The sequence below is a fragment of the Streptomyces sp. NPDC093510 genome, assembly GCF_040683555.1.
Classification (GTDB): Bacteria; Actinomycetota; Actinomycetes; order Streptomycetales; family Streptomycetaceae; genus Streptomyces.
The window spans coordinates 187,795-206,910 of record NZ_JBFBEE010000015.1 but is presented as its reverse complement, the minus strand read 5'-3'; the positions used below and the strand labels follow the sequence as shown (position 1 = coordinate 206,910).

The window sequence follows — 19,116 nt, the reverse complement described above, 5'->3', positions numbered from 1 at the left end:
CTTTCTGATGTACGGCGTCAGGCGCCGTCGCCCGCGAACAGATCGTCCGCCCCGGCCGCGTGGACCGCCCGTTCCGCCCAGACCTTGAGCTGCTCCAGGTCGGTGCACGCGGTGACCCGTGCACGGACGGCAGGAGGCACGTCGATGCCCCGCCAGGAGAGGATGTTCAGGATCACCTCGGCACGTTCCTCGGCCCGGCCCTCTTCCCGGCCCTCTTCCCGGCCTACAGCCCGGCCTTCCTCTCGGCCTTCCTCCCGGCCTTCCTCCCGCTCCTTCACCGCGAACGGGTGGTCGAAGAAGTACTTGGTCGCCGTCATCAGTTCCTCCCAGATCTCCTTCGCCCGGGGGTCCACCAGACCGGACCGGGTGAGCTGTGCGAACATTCCCGCCGCTTCGCGGTCGATGGACTCCAGAGCCGCGGCCAGTGCCCTCAGTATGGCGGCGGAACCCGGTCCCTTTCCATGTGTAATCGCCGAGAACACCGCAAGGGGGACATCCCTCTCGGCCTCATGCCGGTCCGTGATCACCGGCACGTTGTCCGGCCCCAGGACCAGCGGACGAACGGTGAGCGAGGACCAGCCCGGCAGCCCGAACTGGATGGGCTTGGCGGCCCATCGAGCCGTCGCCGAGCTCTGCGTCACGACGATCAGCACCGGCTCGCAGTGGTACTTCTCGTAGAGGTACGAGAGGTAGTACGGCCAGCTGCCGCGCTTGGACTCGTCCTTCTTGCCCTGCGACTCGATGACGAACAGGTAGTTGCCGTCATCGGTGTCCACCCTCAGCAGGGTGTCGCAGCGGCGCTCGACCGGTTCGATCTCCGTGAGGTCCACATCGAGGGTCATGATGTCTCGTGGTTCCGGAAACGGAACGTGGAGCAGGCGTTGGAGGGAGCGGACCAGCAGAGCCGTGTCCTTCTGGAAGATCCGGTGCATCGCCTCGTGTGACGAGCTGACCATCGGTTCTCCTTTCTGTTCGGCATGATCAACGAGCTACGCCGCATTTAGTTCGCACCAGACGTGCTTGCCGGGTTCCGTTGTCCCCCGGCCCCCCGGGCACCAGCCCCAGCCGTCCGCACAGGCCCGCACGAGATCGAGGCCGCGCCCCTGCTCATCACCCGCGTCGGCGGTGCGCGGGGGCGGGGCGGGCGGCGTGGGGTCGGCGTCCCAGGCCCCCACGCGGAGGACTCCGTCGCGGTAGCGGACGCGAAGGGCGGCGGGGCCTTTGGTGTGACGTACCGCGTTGCTGACCAGTTCGGTGGCCAACAGCTCTGCGACCTCGCTGAGTTGCGGCAGGCAGTGCAGGCTGAGGATGAGGCGGAGGGCGCGACGGCAGACGGTGACGGCCCGGACGTCGTGGGGGATGTACAGGGTGTACTCCCACGGTTCGCTTGAGGGCATGCGAGAACTCCAACGGGTGAGGGGGAGTTGACGGGACGCGGCGGTGGCAGGGCGGTGGCATGTCACGTCCGCCATGGCATGACGGGGTGGTGCGCTTCCGGTATCCCGGCGATCTCGCAGCGTGTGCGGCGCGTCACCGACGGTAGACCTCAATATTTAGGTGCCGCAAGCCGCTGACGTAACCTGGCACCCGAACGAGGCACTCCACAAGGTGAGTTGCTCAGAGGAGACATGCATGGCATTGCGGGCCCGACCCACCGCTCGGCAACTGCGCCTGGGCACCGAACTGCGTAAGTTGCGCGAGGCAGCAGGCATGACGGCACGGGATACCGCCGCGCTCCTCGGGGTGAACGCCGCGCAGATGACCCACATCGAGTCCGGCCGCTCAGGCGTGAGTGAAGTGCGCCTGCGCCGTCTGGCGGCCCACTACGCATGCACGGACGAGGCCTTGATCGGCGCCCTCACCGATATGACGACCGATCGCACTCGCGGCTGGTGGGAGGAGTTCCGTGGCGTACTGCCACCGGTATTTCTGGACGTCGCCGAGCTGGAGCACCACGCGACGCACTTGCGCGAGGTGGTGATCACGCACGTGCCAGGCCTCCTGCAGACTGCGGACTACGCCCGGGCCGTCTTCTCGTACATGGTGCCGGACCTACCGCCCAGCGAGCTGGAACCCCGAGTGGAGCACCGCATCAGGCGAAGAGCCGCCATTGACGGAGATGACCCCACCCCGTACGAGACGATCATCCACGAGTTCGCCCTGCGCATTCGCGTCTCCGACCGCAGGGTCGCTCATGCCCAACTCAGCGCGATCCTGGGCCAGATCGAACACGAGCACACGACTGTACGCATCGTGCCCACCGATCAGGACGGTTTCGCCGGCGCCGGGGCGTCGATGATGTACACCGGCGGCCAGGTGCCCCAACTGGACACCGGACTGCGGGACTCGCCTACCGGCACCGCGTTCCTCGACGCCGAACCGCAACTGAAACGCCTTCGAACATTGTTCCGTAAGGTGGAGAGGGCGTCCCTGGACCCCACGGCATCCAGGGACTTCATCCACCGTTTGTCGAAGGAACTGTGAGGCGTATCCATGACCCCGGCTCCGCACTGGCAGAAGTCCACCTTCTCCGACGGCGGCGATGGCAACACCTGCGTAGAGCTGGCCGTCACCAGCGCTCTCATCCGCCTTCGCGAGAGTGACGAGCCCGCCAAGGAACTCCACACCACCCGAACCGCTCTGGCACAGTTCCTGCGCACCCTGAAGAAGGGCGGCTGATGAGCCTTACCGCTTGGCAGAAGTCCACCTTCTCGGGAGGCGGCGACGGCAACGCTTGCGTCGACCTGACACGCACCGACGCCTACATCCACCTCCGCGAAAGCGACGACCCCGGCGTCGAACTGACGACTCCCCCAGCCACCCTGGACCAACTCCTGCGGACCATCAAGGCGAACCAACAATGAACGCCACCCGCTGGCAGAAGTCGTCCTTCTCCGGCGGTGGTGTGGGTAACGACTGTGTGGAACTCGCAGGCACCGGCACCCGCATCCACCTCCGCGAAAGCACCGCCCCCGCCACCGAACTGCACACCACCCCCATCCCCCTCGCCCAGCTCCTCCGAGCGGTCAAGGCGAGGGGGACGATCGGCGAGGCGACCCCCTAGACCCCGCCCGGGCGGGCGCTCTCAGCCCTCGCAGCCGTCGATGTCGTCGTCGCATCCGCTCACGTCGCCCTCGGCGACCGTGTTGAGGCGCCAGGCGATGAGACCCGTGCCGGCCTTCTCGGGGCCCACCCAGGCCTTGAACGGCTTGCCCGACGGAACGTTGAACTGGTCCGCCTCACTGTCCCCGCACTCCACTCCGTAGGCCTGCTCCTCCCCGCCCCGGGACAGGGTCAGGGTGAGCTCCTCGACCTCGTCGTCCGTGTCACACGTGATCTCGAAGCGGTAGGGGTCCACGCCGCTCGCCGGGAAGGCATTGTCGAGGCCCGATCCGACGTACGCCGTACCGGAGTCGAAGAGCTCCGCCTCCGTACCGTCGTCGGCGGCCGCGTCCAGCGCCCGTTCGGCACGCTGCAGCGCGTCATCCGGCTCCCAGGGCCGCGCGCTCCCCGAAGACGCGGCGGATTTCGACGTCCGCGTCGCCTCAGGCTCCCGCTCCGACGAAGCATCGGTCCCCTTCCCGCTCCCCCCGCCCCCACAGCCCGACACCAGCATCAGTGCGGCCAGAGCGGCGAGGGCTACAGGTACAGGTACGGGTACGGGGCGTGTGTGGCGTGTACGCAGGGAACTCACCACGATCAACCGCCGTACGACCCCACCAGCCGTGCCAACTGCCGCCCCACCACCCGCAACGGCTCCTCGCTGCGGGTGACCTGGGCCGTCACCTCCGCGCCCTCCAGCGCGCCGATCACCGTCGTCGCCACCTCCCGCGCGTCCTGCGCCCCGAAGCCCGCGCGGAGCAACCGCTCCTCGACGATCCCCTCCCAGCCGCGCAGCGCCTCCGCGCTCACCCGCTGGATCTCCGAGTCCGTGCCCAGCGTCTCCAGGGCCGCCGCCGTGACGGGGCAGCCGTCGACCCAGCCGGACTCCCGCAGGCCGACGGCGAGTTCGTTCGCGCAGCGTTCGATCGCGGCACCCGGCGCGTCCTCACCGGCCAGTGCCTCCCGCAGCAGCTCCGCGAACTCCTCGGCGCTGTACGTGATCGCGGCCACCGCGACGGCCTCCTTCCCGCCGGGGAAGAAGTGGTAGACGGAGCCGAGCGTGGCCTCCGCCTCCTTGGCGATCTGCTTGATTCCGGTGCCCACATAGCCCTGCCGCTGAATCAGGCGGGCGGCGACGACGACGATCCGGTCGCGGGTGGTGGGAGCGCTCTTCTCGGGCATGCCCCCACCCTATCCCTGATTAGTTAGAGCGTTCGTTCTAGAGGCGTGCTACCTTCTCCCCACGCCGCTAGATAGAGCGATCGTTCTAGTTTCTGACTGGAGTCACGCATGCCCTCCACATCGCAGTCCGCATCGCAGCCCGCATCGCAGTCCGCACCGCAGCCCGTCACCGTCATCGGCCTCGGCCCCATGGGGCAGGCCATGGCCGCCGCCTACCTCGACCGCGGCTACGACGTCACCCTCTGGAACCGCACCCCCTCCCGCGCCGACGCCCTCGTGGAGCGCGGCGCGCGCCTCGCCGAGAGCGTCGAAAAGGCCCTGCTCGCGAACGAGTTGGTGATCCTCAGCCTCACCGACTTCGACGCGATGTACGCGATTCTGGAGCCCGCCAAGGCGGCGCTCGCGGGCCGCACCCTCGTGAACCTCAGCTCGGACACCCCGGAGAAGGCCCGGGAAGGCGCCCGTTGGGTGACCGGCCTCGGCGGCACGCATCTGACGGGCGGCGTCCTCGTTCCGCCGCCCCTCATCGGCACCCCGGACGCGTCGACGTTCTACAGCGGACCCCGTGAGGCGTACGACAAACACCGTGCCGCACTCGAAGTCATCACCGGCAAGACCGACCACCGGGGCGAGGACCCGGGGCTCGCCGCGCTCATGTACCAGCTGAACATGGTCATTTTCTGGCCATCGATGATCGCCTATTGGCAGGCTGTGGCTCTGGCGAGCGCCCACGGCCTCACCGCCGCCGAGATCGCCCCCTACGCCACCGAGAACTTCGCCGGCATGGGGCACTTCATCGACTTCTACGCGCCCCGCATCGACGCGGGCAACCACGCCGGTGACGTGGACCGGGCGTCAATGGGCCTGGCCAGCATGGACCATGTGGTCCGCACCGCCGCCGACGCGGGCGTGGACACGGCGTTCCCGGAGGCCGTGCACGGCATCTTCCGCCGCGTGGTGGAGGCGGGGCACGGCGCGGACAGCTTCTCGCGGGCCGTGGAGCTGATGGCCAAGAAGCCGCAGAACCAGCCCGGTTCGACTGCCCACTGAAACGAGGGGTATGTCTAACGGTGAGCTAAGTCATGCGGAGAGGAGGCTTAAATTGACGCCGCCTTCACACCCGCCTACGTAAGCTTCACGACATGGCCACGACTCCCTCCCCCGACCGGCGACGCACCGCCGACGAGGTCAATGAGGACATCCGTGCGCTGTGGCTGCGCGCGGGCGGACGCCTCCGTCCCGACGAACGCGCCCTGTACGAGCGCCTGGTGACGGAGTGGGCAGAAGCGGAAGCCAACTCCACCCCCACTCACGCAGCCTGAGACAGCCACCCCGCCCTGGGGCAGCCCCCTAAGGGGCGCAGCCCCAGGGGCGCGGGGAACTGCGCGCCCAGCCACAACGCAACGCAACGCACCCGCAGAAGAACGGACAAGCAAAAGGCCCCGGAACCAAAGGTTCCGGGGCCAATTACGTAACCGCTACTGCGCCGCAGGCTTCGGCGCCGCAGGCTTCCGCAGCGAGATGTTCAGCTCCCGCAGACGGGACTCCTCAAGCACCGTCGGCGCCCCCATCATCAGGTCCTGCGCGTTGCCGTTGAGCGGGAAGGCGATCGTCTCGCGGATGTTCGGCTCGTCGGCGAGGAGCATCACGATGCGGTCGACGCCCGGGGCGATGCCACCGTGCGGCGGGGCGCCGAGGCGGAACGCGCGGAGCATGCCCGCGAACTCGTGCTCGACGGTCTCCGCGTCGTAGCCCGCGATCTCGAAGGCCTTGAGCATGACCTCGGGCTCGTGGTTCCGGATGGCGCCGGAGGAGAGCTCGATGCCGTTGCAGACGATGTCGTACTGCCAGGCGAGGATGTCGAGCGGGTCCTTCTCCTCCAGGTCCTTCATGCCGCCCTGCGGCATCGAGAAGGGGTTGTGGGAGAAGTCGATCTTGCCGGTCTCCTCGTCCTTCTCGTACATCGGGAAGTCGACGATCCAGCAGAAGCGGAAGACGCCCTCCTCGAAGTGACCCGCGCGCTTGGCGGCCTCGACGCGCACCGCCGACATGATCTTCGAGACCTCGTCGAACTCGCCCGCGCCGAAGAAGACGGCGTGACCGGCCTCCAGGCCGAGGCGCTTCGTCAGCTCCGCCACGTTCTCCTCGGTGAGGAACTTCGCGATCGGGCCCGTCAGCGAACCGTCCTCGGCGACGCGCACCCAGGCGAGGCCCTTCGCGCCCTGCTCGACCGCGTAGTCACCGAGGCCGTCGAAGAACTTGCGGGACTGCGACGCCGTGTCCGGCACCGGGAGGGCGCGCACGTGCTTGCCCGCGAACGCCTTGAACTCCGAGCCCTCGAAGATGTCGGTGATGTCGACCAGTTCGAGCTTGGCGCGCAGGTCCGGCTTGTCGTTGCCGTACTTCAGCATCGACTCTCGGAACGGGATGCGCGGGAAGGGGGACGTGACCTCGCGGCCGCCGCCGAACTCCGTGAAGAGCTCCGTCATCAGCTTCTCGATGGGCTGGAAGACGTCTTCCTGCTCCACGAAGCTCATCTCGACGTCGAGCTGGTAGAACTCGCCGGGCGAGCGGTCCGCGCGGGCGTCCTCGTCGCGGAAGCAGGGCGCGATCTGGAAGTAGCGGTCGAAGCCCGAGATCATCAGCAGCTGCTTGAACTGCTGCGGGGCCTGGGGGAGCGCGTAGAACTTGCCCGGGTTCAGACGGGACGGGACGACGAAGTCGCGCGCGCCCTCGGGGGACGTCGCGGTCAGGATCGGCGTCGCCATCTCGTTGAAGCCGAGGGCCACCATCTTCGAGCGGATCGAGGCGATCACGGCGCTGCGCAGCATGATGTTGCGGTGCATGCGCTCGCGGCGCAGGTCCAGGAAGCGGTACTCCAGGCGCCGCTCCTCGTTCACGCCGTCCTCGGCGTTGATCGTGAAGGGCAGCGGGCCCGCCTCGCCGAGCACCTCGACCTCGGAGGCCTCGATCTCGATCTCGCCGGTGGGCAGCTCCGGGTTCACGTTGTCGGCGCCGCGCGAGACGACCTTGCCGTCGACGCGGACGACCGTCTCCTTGGAGAGCTTGTCGAGCGTCTCGGCGGCGGGCGTGCCCGGACGGGCCACCAGTTGCGTGATGCCGTAGTGATCGCGGAGATCGATGAAGAGAATGCCGCCCAGGTCTCGGCGATTGTGCAGCCAGCCGCTCAGCCGGACGTCGGTGCCGACGTCAGAGGCGCGGAGCTCGCCGCAGGTGTGGGACCTGTACCGATGCATCGTCGTTCATCCAGTCTTCGCGAATAGGGGAGAGAGCAGACCCTCACAAGGCTACCGTCCGGCCGAGGATCGGTTTCCGGATATCGCCGGTGGCCACCCGCCTGGGGCCGGATGCCGCCGGGTTCGGTGGCGCCTTACGTGTACATCTTCCTAAAGTGGGTCAATGCGCACCGACGATCCCCTCCTACAGGTGGGGGACGATTCCCTGCCTCCCGTACGGGACGTCCTGGCCGCCATCGCGACCGGGCTGTGGCGCTGGGACAACGCGTCCGGGACCGTCACGCTCGACGCGGAGGCGGCCCGGCTCCTCGGCCTGCCCGCACGCGCCCAGACTCTGTCGGAGGCGGGCGTGCGGTCCCGTTTCCACCCGGTCGACTGGAACGAGATCTACGGAACCGTCCAGCTCGCCGTCGCCGAGGGCACCCTCGCCGAGGCCCGGCTGCGGATCATGGACGAGACGGGCCGGCGGGTCCTGCGCATCGTGCGCAGCCGCTCCAAGCCCGTCATGCACGGGACGACCGAGGCGTACGAGCTGGTCGGCACCTTGCAGGAAGTGACGGAGCCCGCGCCAGGCACCGCCGCCCGCACCCCGGTCACCGGCGACTGGCGCCGCTCCCGCGAGGCGTTCCTGCTGGACGCGGGGCGGGCGCTCGCCGAGGCGCGCTCCACGGAAGAGGTGCTCAGGGTCGCCGCCGGGCTGTCCATGCCGGGGTTCTCGCCGGACGGGCTCGCGGTCTTCGGGGTGGAGGGCGAGCGGCTGACGATCATCGGGCACCACGGGCATCAGCCCGGCGACGACGGGCCCTTCTCCGCGATGCCACTGGACACCGACTATCCGGCCGCCGAGGTGGTGCGCACCGGCCGCGCCGTCTACCTCTCCACCCCGGAGGACTACCGCAGGCGCTATCCCGCCTCCTGGCCGCTGGCCAGCCGTTTCGAGCGGCAGTCGTGGGCGTTCCTGCCGCTGACCGTCGCGGGCCGCACGATGGGCGCGTGGATGGCGGCGTTCACGTATCCGGTCTCGTTCACGCCGGACGAGCGTTCCGTGCTGACGACGGTGGCCCGGATGCTGGCGCAGGCCCTGTCGCGGGCCGGGGTCGCGGAGTCGGAGCGGGAACTGACGGAGGGGCTCCAGCGGTCGATGCTGCCGATGCTCGGGCCGCAGATCCCGGGGATGGGCGTGGCCGCCCGCTATGTGCCGACCGGCGGCGGCCTTCAGGTGGGCGGCGACTGGTACGACATGATTCCGCTGCCCAGCGGCCGCATCGCCTTCGTCATCGGCGACGTGCAGGGGCACGACGTGCGCGCGGCGGGCCTGATGGGCCAGCTGCGGATCGCCCTGCGCGCGTACGCGTCGGAGGGCCATCGGCCGGACGCCGTCCTCTCCCGCGCCACCCGCTTCCTGTCGGGGATCACCGAGTCCATCACCTTCGGGTCGAGCGGCACGGGCACCGAGGGGGCCACGGAGTACGACCCGCGCTTCGCGACCTGCCTGTACGTGGAGGCCGACCCGGCGACCGGCGTCCTGGAGATGGCCCGCGCCGGCCACCCCGAGCCCGCGATACGCATGAGTGACGGAACGGTTCTGCTGCGCCCCACCGCGGGCGGCCTGCCGCTCGGCATCGACCCGGACGCCGACTACCCGACGACCCGCCTCGTCCTGGAGCCAGGCGAGACCATGCTGATCTGCACCGACGGCCTCATCGAGACCGGCGGCCACGACCTGGACAGCGGCTGGTCGCGGATCAGGACGATCCTGGAGGAGTACGCGGGCGAGGACGAGTCCGACGGTCTGGAGCAGCTCGCCGACTCGCTCGTACAGGCCGTGCACGGGCCGTCCTCGCACCACACCACGGGCCCGCTCGCGGACCGCCGCGAGGACGACATAGCCATACTGCTGCTCAGCCGGACGGGCCGCCCCGAGCAGCGCACGGACGCCCGCCGCACCGTCCTGACCGTCGCCCAGGCCGAGCCCGAGCGCGTCGCGGGGGCCCGCCGCCACCTGCGGGACCTGCTGCACGACTGGGCGGACGACGACCAGGTCGACTCGGCGGTCCTGATGGTCTCGGAGATGCTCACGAACGTCCTCGTGCACACGGACGGCGACGCCCTGATGGTCGCCGAGGTCACCGGTGAGCCGGGCGCGCGCCGCCTGCGGGCCGAGGTCGCGGACGGCAGCGACGACCTGCCGCACAAGCGGCAGCCCGGCGAACTCGCCTCGTCCGGCCGCGGCCTCGTCCTGATGGAGCTGCTCGCCGACGCGTGGGGCGTGGACCCGCGCGGCGACGGCAAGAGCATCTGGTTCGAGCTCTACGAGAGCGCCTCCGGCGGTGCGGCGGAGGAGGAGGGCGGGGCGGGCGCGCCGGAGTAGCGGCCGCGCAGCTCCGAGAGGATGCCGAAGGCCGCGGCTGTCAGCGGCACGGCGAGGAGCATGCCGATGATGCCGGCCACGGACGCGCCCGCGGTGATGGCCAGCATCACCACGGCCGGATGCATCTGCACCGTCCGGCTCTGGATCACCGGCTGGAGGATGTGTCCTTCCAGGACCTGCACGGCGAGGACCACGCCGAGCGCCCAGAGCGCGATGGCGAAGCCGCGGTCCGCGAGGGCGACGAGGACGGCGACCGCACCGGAGAGGAAAGCGCCGAGGTAGGGGATGTACGCGCCGACGAAGACGAGCGCGCCGAGCCCCACGGCTCCCGGCACCCGCAGGATCAGCAGCCCGACCGTGATGCAGAGCGCGTCGATGAACGCGATGATCGTCGTGCCCCGCATGAAGCCCTCGATGGCGCCGAAGGCCCGGTGCGCCATGGCCTCCACGACGTCGGCGGAGCGGCCGGGCGAGAGCGAGCGCAGGGCTGCCATCGCCCGCCCGGAGTCGCGCAGGAAGAAGAAGACGAGCAGGAGCGCGAGCACGGCCATGGCGATGACCTCGCCGACTACGCTGAGTCCGCTGAGCACTCCGGACGCGGCGGTTCCGCCGAACTTGCCGAGGAGCTCCTTGGCGTTGGACGCCATGTCGTCCAGCGAGGTGCCCGCCGCCCCGAAGTACTTCGCGACGTCGGTCGCGGCCTGCTTCAGGGAGGCGATGATCTGGTCGCCGGTGTCGATCAGCGCCTTCACCACGATGTAGGCGACACCGCCGACGACGGCGACGACGGCCGCGCAGGTCAGCCCCGCGGCGAGGGAGCGCTGCACCTTCATCCTGAGCAGGCGCCGGTAGAGCGGGCCGAGGAGGGCCGTGCCGAGCAGGGCGAGCAGCACCGGGGTGACGGCCGTCTTGAAGACGACGCAGAGCCAGACCCCCACGGCCGCCACGCCGGTGACGAGGAGGAGGACGACGCACCAGGCGGCGACGCGGCGGGCGGGCTCGGGCAGGAGAGTGCTCACCCCTCCTACCCGAACACGGGCTCACCGGCCCCGCACGTTATGTACGGCCGGGGACGGGCCCTGCATGCCGTGGACGGGCCCTACATGCCGTGGACGGCGGGGACGGTGCCGAGCAGCCCCTTCTGGAAGTCCTCGAAGGCCTGCTGCAGCTCGGCCTGACTGTTCATCACAAACGGGCCGTAGTGGGCCATGGGCTCCCGGATCGGCCGGCCGCCGAGCAGCACGATCTCCAGGTCGGGGGCGTGCCCGTCCTGCCGCTCGTCGGCGCGGACGGTCAGCGAGGACCCGGCGCCGAAGACCGCGGTCTGCCCCATGTGCACGGGGCGCCGCTCGGCACCCACGCTGCCGCGTCCTGCGAGGACGTACGCGAGTCCGTTGAAGTCCTCGCGCCAGGGCAGCGTGACCTCGGCGCCGGGCCGCACGGTCGCGTGGATCATCGTGATCGGCGTGTGCGTGATGCCGGGGCCCTCGTGCCCGTCGAGCTCACCGGCGATGACGCGGAGCAGCGCGCCGCCGTCGGGGGTGGTGAGCAGCTGGACCTGGCCGCCGCGGATGTCCTGGTAGCGGGGGTCCATCATCTTGTCCCTGGCGGGCAGGTTCACCCACAGCTGGAGGCCGTGGAAGAGGCCGCCGGACATGACGAGGGACTCGGGCGGCGCCTCGATGTGCAGGAGGCCGCTGCCGGCCGTCATCCACTGGGTGTCGCCGTTGCGGATGGTGCCGCCGCCGCCGTTGGAGTCCTGGTGCACGAACGTGCCGTCGATCAGGTACGTGACCGTCTCGAAGCCGCGGTGCGGGTGCCAGGGGGTGCCCTTCGGCTCGCCCGCCTCGTACTCCACTTCGCCCATCTGGTCCATCATGATGAACGGGTCGAGGTACTTGTAGTTGATCCCCGCGAAGGCCCGGCGCACCGGGAACCCCTCGCCCTCGAAGCCGCTCGGCGCGGTGGTCACGGCGAGCACGGGGCGCGCCGTCGCGTCGGCCGGCGCCACCACTCGGGGCAGGGTCAGCGGGTTCTCGACAGTCACTGCAGGCATGGTCGGTACCTCCTTGTGCTCTCACTTTAGTTGAACGTAGAACTTTCTGCCACCTGAACGAACGGAGCCCGGAGGGCATTCCCTCCGGGCTCCGCGGGTGGCTTGATCCGTTCTGCCGCTCGGTGAGATCCCCGCACGTGACGGCGGTGTCACGGACGGAGCGGCTCCAGTTGGAGATGGTCCAGATTCCAGTTCTGGAACGCGCCCGCGTCCAGGGACAGGCGCACGGTGTGGCGGCCGCGGGTCAGCTGCCGCGGGTCACGGCTGTCCTGGAGCGCGAAGGCGTGGTGGGCCGTCGTGTTGGCGACCCGTACCGCCTTGCCGGGCCTGCCGCCGTCGTAGGCGATCCGATAGGTCCCTGCCGGGGCGTACGGCGACGACGCCCGGACCTTGAGCGTGTACCGCCCGTCCTTCGGCACGTTCACCGCGTAGGTGAGCCACTCCGAGCCGCGCATCCAGCACACCACCACCGCCCCGTCGTGGTCGCACACGTCGACGCCCGCCCCGCGCCGCCCCGGGCCGTCACCCCGGTTCCCGGCGTCGGTGTCGTGGTAGGCCGCGCCCTCGCCGCCGGGGAGGTAGTCCTCGGCCTGGACGCGCACCGCGCCGGGCGGCACCCCGCCGACGGAGCCCTTGGCCAGATAGGTCTCGAGCGCCTCCACGTTGTCGGTCTGCAGCACGGTCGCCTTGTAGTCGGCGATGAGCACCGCCCAGCCGCGCGCGGGGGCGATCAACGAGGCCTCGTCGGTGTACCGGGCGGCGAAGCCGTCCCGCATGGTGTTGAACCACAGCCGGCCGGTCGCCCGCAGCCCCTTGACGAAGGCGGGAGCGGCCACCTTGTCGCGGACGTCGTCGAAGACCACCTCGAACGCGGGCGGCCGGTTCTTCCCGAACTCCTCTACGGAAGCGGCGTTGGAGTCATCCACCAGGTGCATGTACAGGGCGTCCCGATGGCGGCCGAGGAACCCTCGCACCTCCGGCACCGGAGCACTCGACTTGAACAGGCCGTTGCGCACGGTGCCCGTCTCCCGCAGCACCCGCCACACCGCCTCGCGGTCCTTCCATGCCTGGTCGAGGTTGACGAGGCCGAGCGTGCGGGCGGCCCGTATGGCCTCGGCGAGCGTCGGGACCCGTTGGCCCGTGAGCGCCGCCTGGCGGCCGCCCAGACCTGCGCGCAGGCGCAGGCCGCGCACCTGGGCGTGGGTGAGGTCGGCGACGCGGCCGGTGCCGTTCGTGGTGCGGTCCACGGTCGCGTCGTGCATCAGGACGGGGACCTTGTCCTTGGTCAGCCGGACGTCCACCTCGACGATCTCGGCGCCGTCCGCGAAGCCCGCCCGGATCGCGTCGAGGCTGTTCTCGGGGGCCTTGCGCCACTGGCCCCGGTGGGCGGCGGTCAGGACGCCGGCCTTGGGGCCGTGGTCGAGGAAGGCGCGGAGCGCGCGGTCGGCGGCGGTTTCAGCGGGTGCGGCGTTTTGCGCGGGTGCGGCGGGTGCGGTGTTTTGCGCGGGTGGCGCGTTGTGCGCGGGTGCTGCGTTGTGCGTGGGTGCTGCGGGTCCCGTCCGGCCGGCCGGTGCGGCCGCGGCCGTCGTCGCGCACACGGCGACGGTCACGGCGACGGTCACGGACACGGCGATACGGCGACGGTGCCGGTGACGGCGCGGGATCACGGGCGAGGGCGAAGGGGGTGACGGGCGTGACGGGGGCGGCGAGGGCATAGGTCCGAGCATCGGTGGCCGTCCCCCGTCCGTCCACGACCCGGACGCGGCCTGTCACCCGTTCACCGCGTCACCCGTACATACGGCGCATCGCGAAGTCGACCATCTGCTCCACGGCCTTCGCGTCGAAGACCATGCGGTGCTCGCCCTCCATGTCGAGGACGAAGCCGTACCCCGTCGGGAGGAGGTCGATGACCTCCGCGCCGGTGATGACGAAGTACTTGGAGTCCTTGCCCGCGTACCGGCGCAGCTCCTTGAGGGAGGTGAACATCGGGATCACGGGCTGCTGGGTGTTGTGCAGCGCGAGGAAGCCGGGGTTGTCACCGCGCGGGCAGTAGACCTTCGAGGTCGCGAAGGCCTGCTGGAAGTCCTCCGCGGACATCGAACCCGTGGTGAAGGCGCGCACCGCGTCCGCGAGGGACGGCGGCGAGGGCTCGGGATAGAGCGGAGGCTGCTGGGCGTAGCCACCGCCGGGCATGCCCTGCGCCTGCTGCGGCGGCGGCTGCGCGCCCGGCGGGGCGTACTGCTGCTGGGCGCCGGGATTCTGGTCGTAGCCGTACATGCGCGTAAGCGTACTGAGTCACGGACGTCACAGATGGACGGTTAGGGGTTGCGTCTTATTACCGACGGGTAGCATCATCGTAGCTACTTGCTGGTATTCATCCCTTTCCTGCTTACGGAGCCTTCGCCATGGGCCACTACAAGTCGAATCTCCGCGACATCGAGTTCAACCTCTTCGAGGTGCTCGGCCGCGACAAGCTGTACGGCACCGGCCCGTTCGCGGAGATGGACGTCGACACCGCCAAGAGCATCCTCGACGAGCTGCGCCGCCTCGCGGAGAACGAGCTGGCCGAGTCCTTCGAGGACGCCGACCGCAACCCGCCGGTCTTCGACCCGGCGACCAACACCGCGCCCGTCCCGGCGTCCTTCAAGAAGAGCTACCAGGCCTTCATGGACTCCGAGTACTGGCGCCTCGGCCTGCCCGAGGAGATCGGCGGCACGACCTCCCCGCGCTCCCTGATCTGGGCGTACGCGGAGCTGCTCCTCGGCGCCAACCCGGCCGTCTGGATGTATTCGTCCGGTCCGGCGTTCGCGGGCATCCTGCACGCGGAGGGCAACGAGGCGCAGAAGAAGATCGCCCAGATCGCCGTCGAGAAGCAGTGGGGCTCGACGATGGTCCTGACCGAGCCGGACGCCGGTTCGGACGTGGGCGCGGGCCGCACCAAGGCCGTGCAGCAGGACGACGGCTCCTGGCACATCGAGGGCGTGAAGCGCTTCATCACGTCCGGCGAGCACGACATGTCGGAGAACATCCTCCACTACGTCCTCGCCCGCCCCGAGGGCCACGGCCCCGGCACCAAGGGCCTCTCGCTCTTCCTCGTGCCGAAGTACGAGTTCGACTGGGAGACCGGCGAGCTGGGCGAGCGCAACGGCGTCTACGCCACGAACGTCGAGCACAAGATGGGCCTCAAGGCGTCCAACACGTGCGAGATGACGTTCGGCGACCAGCACCCCGCCAAGGGCTGGCTGATCGGCGACAAGCACGACGGCATCCGCCAGATGTTCATGATCATCGAGTTCGCCCGCATGATGGTCGGCACGAAGGCCATCGCGACGCTCTCGACGGGCTACCTGAACGCCCTGGAGTACGCCAAGGAGCGCGTGCAGGGCCCCGACCTGGCCCAGTTCATGGACAAGACGGCCCCCAAGGTCACCATCACGCACCACCCGGACGTGCGCCGCTCGCTGATGACGCAGAAGGCGTACGCGGAGGGCATGCGCGCCCTGGTCCTGCACACCGCGGCCGTCCAGGACGAGATCCAGGTCAAGGAGGCGGCGGGCGAGGACGCGTCGGCGCTGATCGCGCTCAACGACCTGCTCCTGCCCATCGTGAAGGGCTACGGCTCGGAGAAGTCGTACGAGCTCCTTGCGCAGTCGCTCCAGACGTTCGGCGGCTCGGGGTACCTCCAGGAGTACCCGATCGAGCAGTACATCCGTGACGCCAAGATCGACACCCTCTACGAGGGCACGACGGCCATCCAGGGCCAGGACTACTTCTTCCGGAAGATCGTCCGCAACCAGGGCGCCGCGCTGAACGGCCTCGCCGAGGAGATCAAGAAGTTCCTCGCGGTCGGCACGGGCGGCGAGGCCCTGGCCGGCGCCCGCGAGGAGCTGGCCAAGGCCGCGGTCGAGCTGGAGGCCATCGTCGGCGTCATGCTGACCGACCTCGCGGCCACGGAGAAGGACGTCAAGTCCATCTACAAGGTGGGCCTCAACACCACGCGCCTGCTGATGGTCTCCGGCGACGTTGTCGTCGGCTACCTGCTGCTGCGCGGTGCCGCGGTCGCGGCCGAGAAGCTGGAGACGGCCTCCGCCAAGGACAAGGCGTTCTACGAGGGCAAGATCGCTGCCGCCAAGTTCTTCGCCGCGAACGTCCTGCCGACCGTCGCGACCGAGCGGAAGCTCGCCGAGGGCGTGGAGCTGGGCCTGATGGAGCTGGACGAGGCGGCGTTCTAGTTCGACCTGGTTCGACCTGGTTCGACCAGATTCCTCTCGCACGTCAGCGCGATGCCGCCACCTGATCTTTTCGGGTGGCGGCATCGTCGTATGGGCTGGGCAGGCCGGGACGACGGCCGAGAATCCCGCCCATGGACGACTGCACAGTGGACGACTGCACAGTGGACGACTTCTTCACCCTCGACCTGTGCTACGCGGTGCGTGACGTCCTGCTCGCCGTCGAGGTCGTCTCGCCCGACTCCGAAGAGCGCGACCAGGACACCAAGCCCCGCAAGTACGCCGCAGCGGGCATCCGGCATTACTGGCTGGTCCGGATGGATGAGAACAAGCGGCCCGCCGTCCACACCTACGAACTCGACCCGCACACCGGCGCCTACACGCCCACCGGCATCCACCACGACCGTCTGAAGCTCGCGGTGCCGTTCACCATCGACATCGACCTCACCGAGATCGACCGCCTCTGATCGCCCCGCCACCCGGACGGTGACGCCATTAGGCTGGCTGGCATGCGCACATCCTCCGGGCCCTTCGACCGCGGCCACACCGAAGACCTCATGACCTTCCTGGCGGCCAGCCCCACGCCGTACCACGCCGTGGCGAGCGCCGCCGAGCGGCTGGAGAAGGCCGGTTTCCGGCAGGTCGAGGAGACCGAAGCCTGGGACGGTACGACCGGCGGCAAGTACGTGCTGCGGGGCGGCGCCATCATCGCCTGGTACGTGCCGGAGAACGCCTCCGCGCACACCCCCTTCCGCATCGTCGGCGCCCACACCGACTCCCCCAACCTCCGCGTGAAGCCGCAGCCCGACGCCGGCGCCCACGGCTGGCGGCAGGTCGCCGTCGAGATCTACGGCGGCCCGCTCCTCAACTCCTGGCTGGACCGCGACCTCGGCCTCGCCGGACGTCTCTCGCTGCGCGACGGCACCTCGCGGCTCGTGAACATCGACCGGCCGCTGCTGCGCGTGCCCCAACTGGCCATCCACATGGACCGGTCCGTGCACTCCGAGGGGCTCAAGCTCGACAAGCAGAAGCACATGCAGCCCATCTGGGGCCTCGGCGACGACATCGACGAGGGTGACCTGATCCGGTTCCTGGAGGACGAGACCGGCCTCGGCGAGGACGACGTCACCGGCTGGGACCTCATGACGTACGCCATCGAGCCGCCCGCGTTCCTCGGCCGCGACCGCGAACTGGTCGCGGGCCCCCGCATGGACAACCTCCTGTCCGTGCACTCCGCGACGGCGGCCCTCGCGGCCGTCGCCGCCCAGGAGGAGCTGCCGTACATCCCCGTGCTCGCCGCCTTCGACCACGAGGAGAACGGCTCGCAGTCCGACACCGGCGCCGACGGGCCGCTGCTCGGCAGCGTCCTTGAGCGGTCCGTGTTCGCGCGCGGCGGTTCGTACGAGGACCGGGCGCGGGCCTTCGCGGGCACCGTCTGCCTCTCCTCCGACACCGGCCACGCCGTGCACCCCAACTACGCGGAGCGGCACGACCCGACGCACCACCCGCGCGCCAACGGCGGGCCGATCCTCAAGGTGAACGTGAACAACCGTTACGCCACGGACGGTTCGGGCCGCGCGGTGTTCGCCGCCGCCTGCGAGCGGGCGGGCGTCCCCTTCCAGTCGTTCGTCTCCAACAACGCGATGCCGTGCGGCACCACCATCGGCCCGATCACCGCGGCACGGCACGGCATCAAGACGGTCGACATCGGCGTCGCGATCCTGTCCATGCACAGCGTGCGCGAGCTGTGCGGCGCGGACGACCCGTACCTGCTGGCCAACGCGCTGGTGGCGTTCCTGGAGAGCTGAACCGGACGCCGATCCTCAACTCGCCCTGTGTGGCTGCGAAGTAGCCGGGTACCCGGATGCCTCGTAGCCACTACGCAGGGAGGCGGTCCACATGGGCCTCGGCGGATGCATTCTTCTGATCGCCGTGGGTGCCATTCTCACGTTCGCGACCGACTGGGAGATGGAAGGGCTCAACGTCACCGTCACCGGTCTCATCATGATGGCCGTGGGCCTCATCGGTGTCGCCGTCTTCACCAGCATCGCCCGGCGCAGGAGGGCGGTGGTCCCGCCGGTCGCCCAGACGACCGTCGTCGACCCGGAACAGCAGCGACGCACCTACTGACGGTGTCCGAAGTGCGGCGGTCCGGGGTAGTCATGCGGCATGAGACTTCTCGTACGCGACCGCGTGCTCGGCATCGGCGACGACTACTGGATCGAGGACGACCAGGGCCGCAAGGTCTTCCTCGTCGACGGCAAGGCGATGCGCCTGCGCGACACCTTCGAGCTGAAGGACACGCAGGGCAGGGTGCTCATCGACATCCACGCCAAGATGCTCGCGCTGCGCGACACGATGGTCATCGAGCGGGCGGGCGAGCCGCTCGCCACCGTGAAGCGCAAGCGGCTCTCGCTGCTGCGCAACCACTACCGCGTCACGCTGGTCGACGGCACCGAGCTGGACGTCAGCGGGAAGATCCTCGACCGCGAGTTCGCCGTCGAGTACGACGGTGAACTGCTCGCCGACATCTCGCGCCGCTGGTTCCGTGTGCGCGAGACCTACGGCCTGCAGATCGTCCGCGAGGACGCCGACCCCGCGCTCCTGCTGGCCGTAGCGGTCTGCGTGATCCGCTTGGCGGAGAAGGAACGCGAGGACACCGCCTGAACCGCGGCGCAGCCGCGCCCTGAAGGGCCCGAGCGCCACGCCCGGTAACTCCGCGCCCGAGGACGGCGGCGAAGCCGCGTTCTCAGGAGCCCGGTAACTCCGCGCCCGAGGACCGCGGCGAAGCCGCGTTCTCAGGAGCCCGGGAACTTCGCACCCGAGGACCGCGGCGAAGCCGCGTTCTCAGGAGCCCGGGAACTTCGCACCCGAGGACCGCGGCGAAGCCGCGTTCTCAGGAGCCCGGGAACTTCGCAC

20 protein-coding genes and 1 pseudogene are annotated in these 19,116 nt (G+C 69.7%); 12 read left to right on the top strand and 9 right to left on the bottom strand.

From position 1 onward, the window contains the following. Positions 1 to 17: 17 nt before the first annotated feature. Together AB0N81_RS25125 and AB0N81_RS25120 are read right to left on the bottom strand one after the other, a co-directional pair. Positions 18 to 956 (bottom strand): hypothetical protein, encoded by a 939-nt coding sequence (locus tag AB0N81_RS25125; protein ID WP_365361981.1) that lies wholly within the window; start codon positions 954 to 956, stop codon positions 18 to 20. A 33-nt stretch (positions 957 to 989) separates the two neighbouring features. Continuing rightward, positions 990 to 1,397, bottom strand: coding sequence for an ATP-binding protein (locus AB0N81_RS25120; RefSeq protein WP_365361979.1), 408 nt, complete (start codon positions 1,395 to 1,397; stop codon positions 990 to 992). A 235-nt stretch (positions 1,398 to 1,632) separates the two neighbouring features. Here AB0N81_RS25120 and AB0N81_RS25115 point away from each other — a divergent pair, with 235 nt between their 5' ends. From AB0N81_RS25115 to AB0N81_RS25100, 4 genes are read left to right on the top strand one after another with little or no spacing between them, the layout of a single operon-like run. Next, on the top strand, positions 1,633 to 2,484 hold the full coding sequence (locus AB0N81_RS25115; protein ID WP_365361977.1) for a helix-turn-helix transcriptional regulator: 852 nt from the start codon (positions 1,633 to 1,635) through the stop codon (positions 2,482 to 2,484). Between the two features lie 9 nt (positions 2,485 to 2,493). Continuing rightward, positions 2,494 to 2,679: a DUF397 domain-containing protein gene (locus AB0N81_RS25110; RefSeq protein WP_365361975.1), complete on the top strand. Its 186-nt coding sequence runs from the start codon at positions 2,494 to 2,496 to the stop codon at positions 2,677 to 2,679. Beyond that, positions 2,679 to 2,864, top strand: coding sequence for a DUF397 domain-containing protein (locus tag AB0N81_RS25105; protein WP_365361973.1), 186 nt, complete (start codon positions 2,679 to 2,681; stop codon positions 2,862 to 2,864). Before AB0N81_RS25110 ends, AB0N81_RS25105 begins: the two co-directional genes overlap by 1 nt. Beyond that, complete coding sequence (locus tag AB0N81_RS25100; RefSeq protein WP_365361971.1) at positions 2,861 to 3,064, top strand: DUF397 domain-containing protein; 204 nt, start codon at positions 2,861 to 2,863, stop codon at positions 3,062 to 3,064. Before AB0N81_RS25105 ends, AB0N81_RS25100 begins: the two co-directional genes overlap by 4 nt. A 21-nt stretch (positions 3,065 to 3,085) precedes the next feature. Here the strand turns inward: AB0N81_RS25100 and AB0N81_RS25095 are convergent, their stop codons facing one another. Both AB0N81_RS25095 and AB0N81_RS25090 read right to left on the bottom strand, forming a co-directional pair. Then, on the bottom strand, positions 3,086 to 3,610 hold the full coding sequence (locus AB0N81_RS25095) for a hypothetical protein (protein WP_365361969.1): 525 nt from the start codon (positions 3,608 to 3,610) through the stop codon (positions 3,086 to 3,088). A gap of 89 nt (positions 3,611 to 3,699) precedes the next feature. Further along, positions 3,700 to 4,284 carry a TetR/AcrR family transcriptional regulator gene (locus AB0N81_RS25090; protein WP_365361967.1) on the bottom strand — a complete coding sequence of 195 codons (585 nt, stop codon included), beginning with the start codon at positions 4,282 to 4,284 and terminating at the stop codon, positions 3,700 to 3,702. A 108-nt stretch (positions 4,285 to 4,392) separates the two neighbouring features. Between AB0N81_RS25090 and AB0N81_RS25085 the strand changes: the two genes are divergently transcribed. Both AB0N81_RS25085 and AB0N81_RS25080 read left to right on the top strand, forming a co-directional pair. Continuing rightward, a complete protein-coding gene (locus tag AB0N81_RS25085; RefSeq protein WP_365361965.1) occupies positions 4,393 to 5,334 on the top strand; it encodes an NAD(P)-binding domain-containing protein in 942 nt (313 codons plus the stop codon). A gap of 92 nt (positions 5,335 to 5,426) precedes the next feature. Continuing rightward, complete coding sequence (locus tag AB0N81_RS25080; RefSeq protein ID WP_365361963.1) at positions 5,427 to 5,606, top strand: hypothetical protein; 180 nt, start codon at positions 5,427 to 5,429, stop codon at positions 5,604 to 5,606. 156 nt (positions 5,607 to 5,762) lie between these two features. Here AB0N81_RS25080 and aspS read toward each other — a convergent pair whose 3' ends face one another. After that, positions 5,763 to 7,541, bottom strand: a complete 1,779-nt coding sequence (gene aspS / locus AB0N81_RS25075; protein ID WP_365361961.1) for an aspartate--tRNA ligase — start codon at positions 7,539 to 7,541, stop codon at positions 5,763 to 5,765. A 163-nt stretch (positions 7,542 to 7,704) separates the two neighbouring features. Between aspS and AB0N81_RS25070 the strand changes: the two genes are divergently transcribed. Beyond that, positions 7,705 to 9,912 carry a SpoIIE family protein phosphatase gene (locus tag AB0N81_RS25070; RefSeq protein WP_365361959.1) on the top strand — a complete coding sequence of 736 codons (2,208 nt, stop codon included), beginning with the start codon at positions 7,705 to 7,707 and terminating at the stop codon, positions 9,910 to 9,912. Here the strand turns inward: AB0N81_RS25070 and AB0N81_RS25065 are convergent. The 4 genes from AB0N81_RS25065 to AB0N81_RS25050 form a co-directional block, all read right to left on the bottom strand. After that, the gene (locus AB0N81_RS25065; protein ID WP_365361957.1) at positions 9,852 to 10,931 is read right to left on the bottom strand and encodes an AI-2E family transporter; all 1,080 of its coding nucleotides are present in this window, start codon (positions 10,929 to 10,931) and stop codon (positions 9,852 to 9,854) included. The two genes, AB0N81_RS25070 and AB0N81_RS25065, sit on opposite strands and share 61 nt — an antisense overlap. Before the next feature lie 80 nt (positions 10,932 to 11,011). Continuing rightward, positions 11,012 to 11,968, bottom strand: a complete 957-nt coding sequence (locus AB0N81_RS25060) for a pirin family protein (protein WP_365361955.1) — start codon at positions 11,966 to 11,968, stop codon at positions 11,012 to 11,014. Positions 11,969 to 12,117: 149 nt separating this feature from the next. After that, entirely contained in the window at positions 12,118 to 13,590 is a 1,473-nt protein-coding gene (locus tag AB0N81_RS25055) for a glycerophosphodiester phosphodiesterase family protein (RefSeq protein WP_365361953.1), read from the bottom strand. Positions 13,591 to 13,753: 163 nt separating this feature from the next. After that, on the bottom strand, positions 13,754 to 14,245 hold the full coding sequence (locus AB0N81_RS25050; RefSeq protein WP_365361951.1) for an SseB family protein: 492 nt from the start codon (positions 14,243 to 14,245) through the stop codon (positions 13,754 to 13,756). 128 nt (positions 14,246 to 14,373) lie between these two features. Here AB0N81_RS25050 and AB0N81_RS25045 point away from each other — a divergent pair, with 128 nt between their 5' ends. The 5 genes and pseudogenes from AB0N81_RS25045 (at position 14,374) to AB0N81_RS25025 (ending at position 18,864) form a co-directional block, all read left to right on the top strand. Beyond that, positions 14,374 to 16,200, top strand: a complete 1,827-nt coding sequence (locus AB0N81_RS25045) for an acyl-CoA dehydrogenase (protein WP_365361949.1) — start codon at positions 14,374 to 14,376, stop codon at positions 16,198 to 16,200. Positions 16,201 to 16,403: 203 nt separating this feature from the next. Continuing rightward, a pseudogene (locus AB0N81_RS25040) lies at positions 16,404 to 16,664 on the top strand (Uma2 family endonuclease); the annotation flags it as partial. A 42-nt stretch (positions 16,665 to 16,706) separates the two neighbouring features. Then, positions 16,707 to 18,005 carry a M18 family aminopeptidase gene (locus AB0N81_RS25035; protein WP_365361947.1) on the top strand — a complete coding sequence of 433 codons (1,299 nt, stop codon included), beginning with the start codon at positions 16,707 to 16,709 and terminating at the stop codon, positions 18,003 to 18,005. A 91-nt stretch (positions 18,006 to 18,096) separates the two neighbouring features. Further along, positions 18,097 to 18,327, top strand: coding sequence for a DUF6458 family protein (locus AB0N81_RS25030; protein WP_365361944.1), 231 nt, complete (start codon positions 18,097 to 18,099; stop codon positions 18,325 to 18,327). 39 nt (positions 18,328 to 18,366) lie between these two features. Then, complete coding sequence (locus tag AB0N81_RS25025; RefSeq protein WP_365361941.1) at positions 18,367 to 18,864, top strand: LURP-one-related family protein; 498 nt, start codon at positions 18,367 to 18,369, stop codon at positions 18,862 to 18,864. The last annotated feature ends 252 nt before the right edge of the window (positions 18,865 to 19,116 follow it).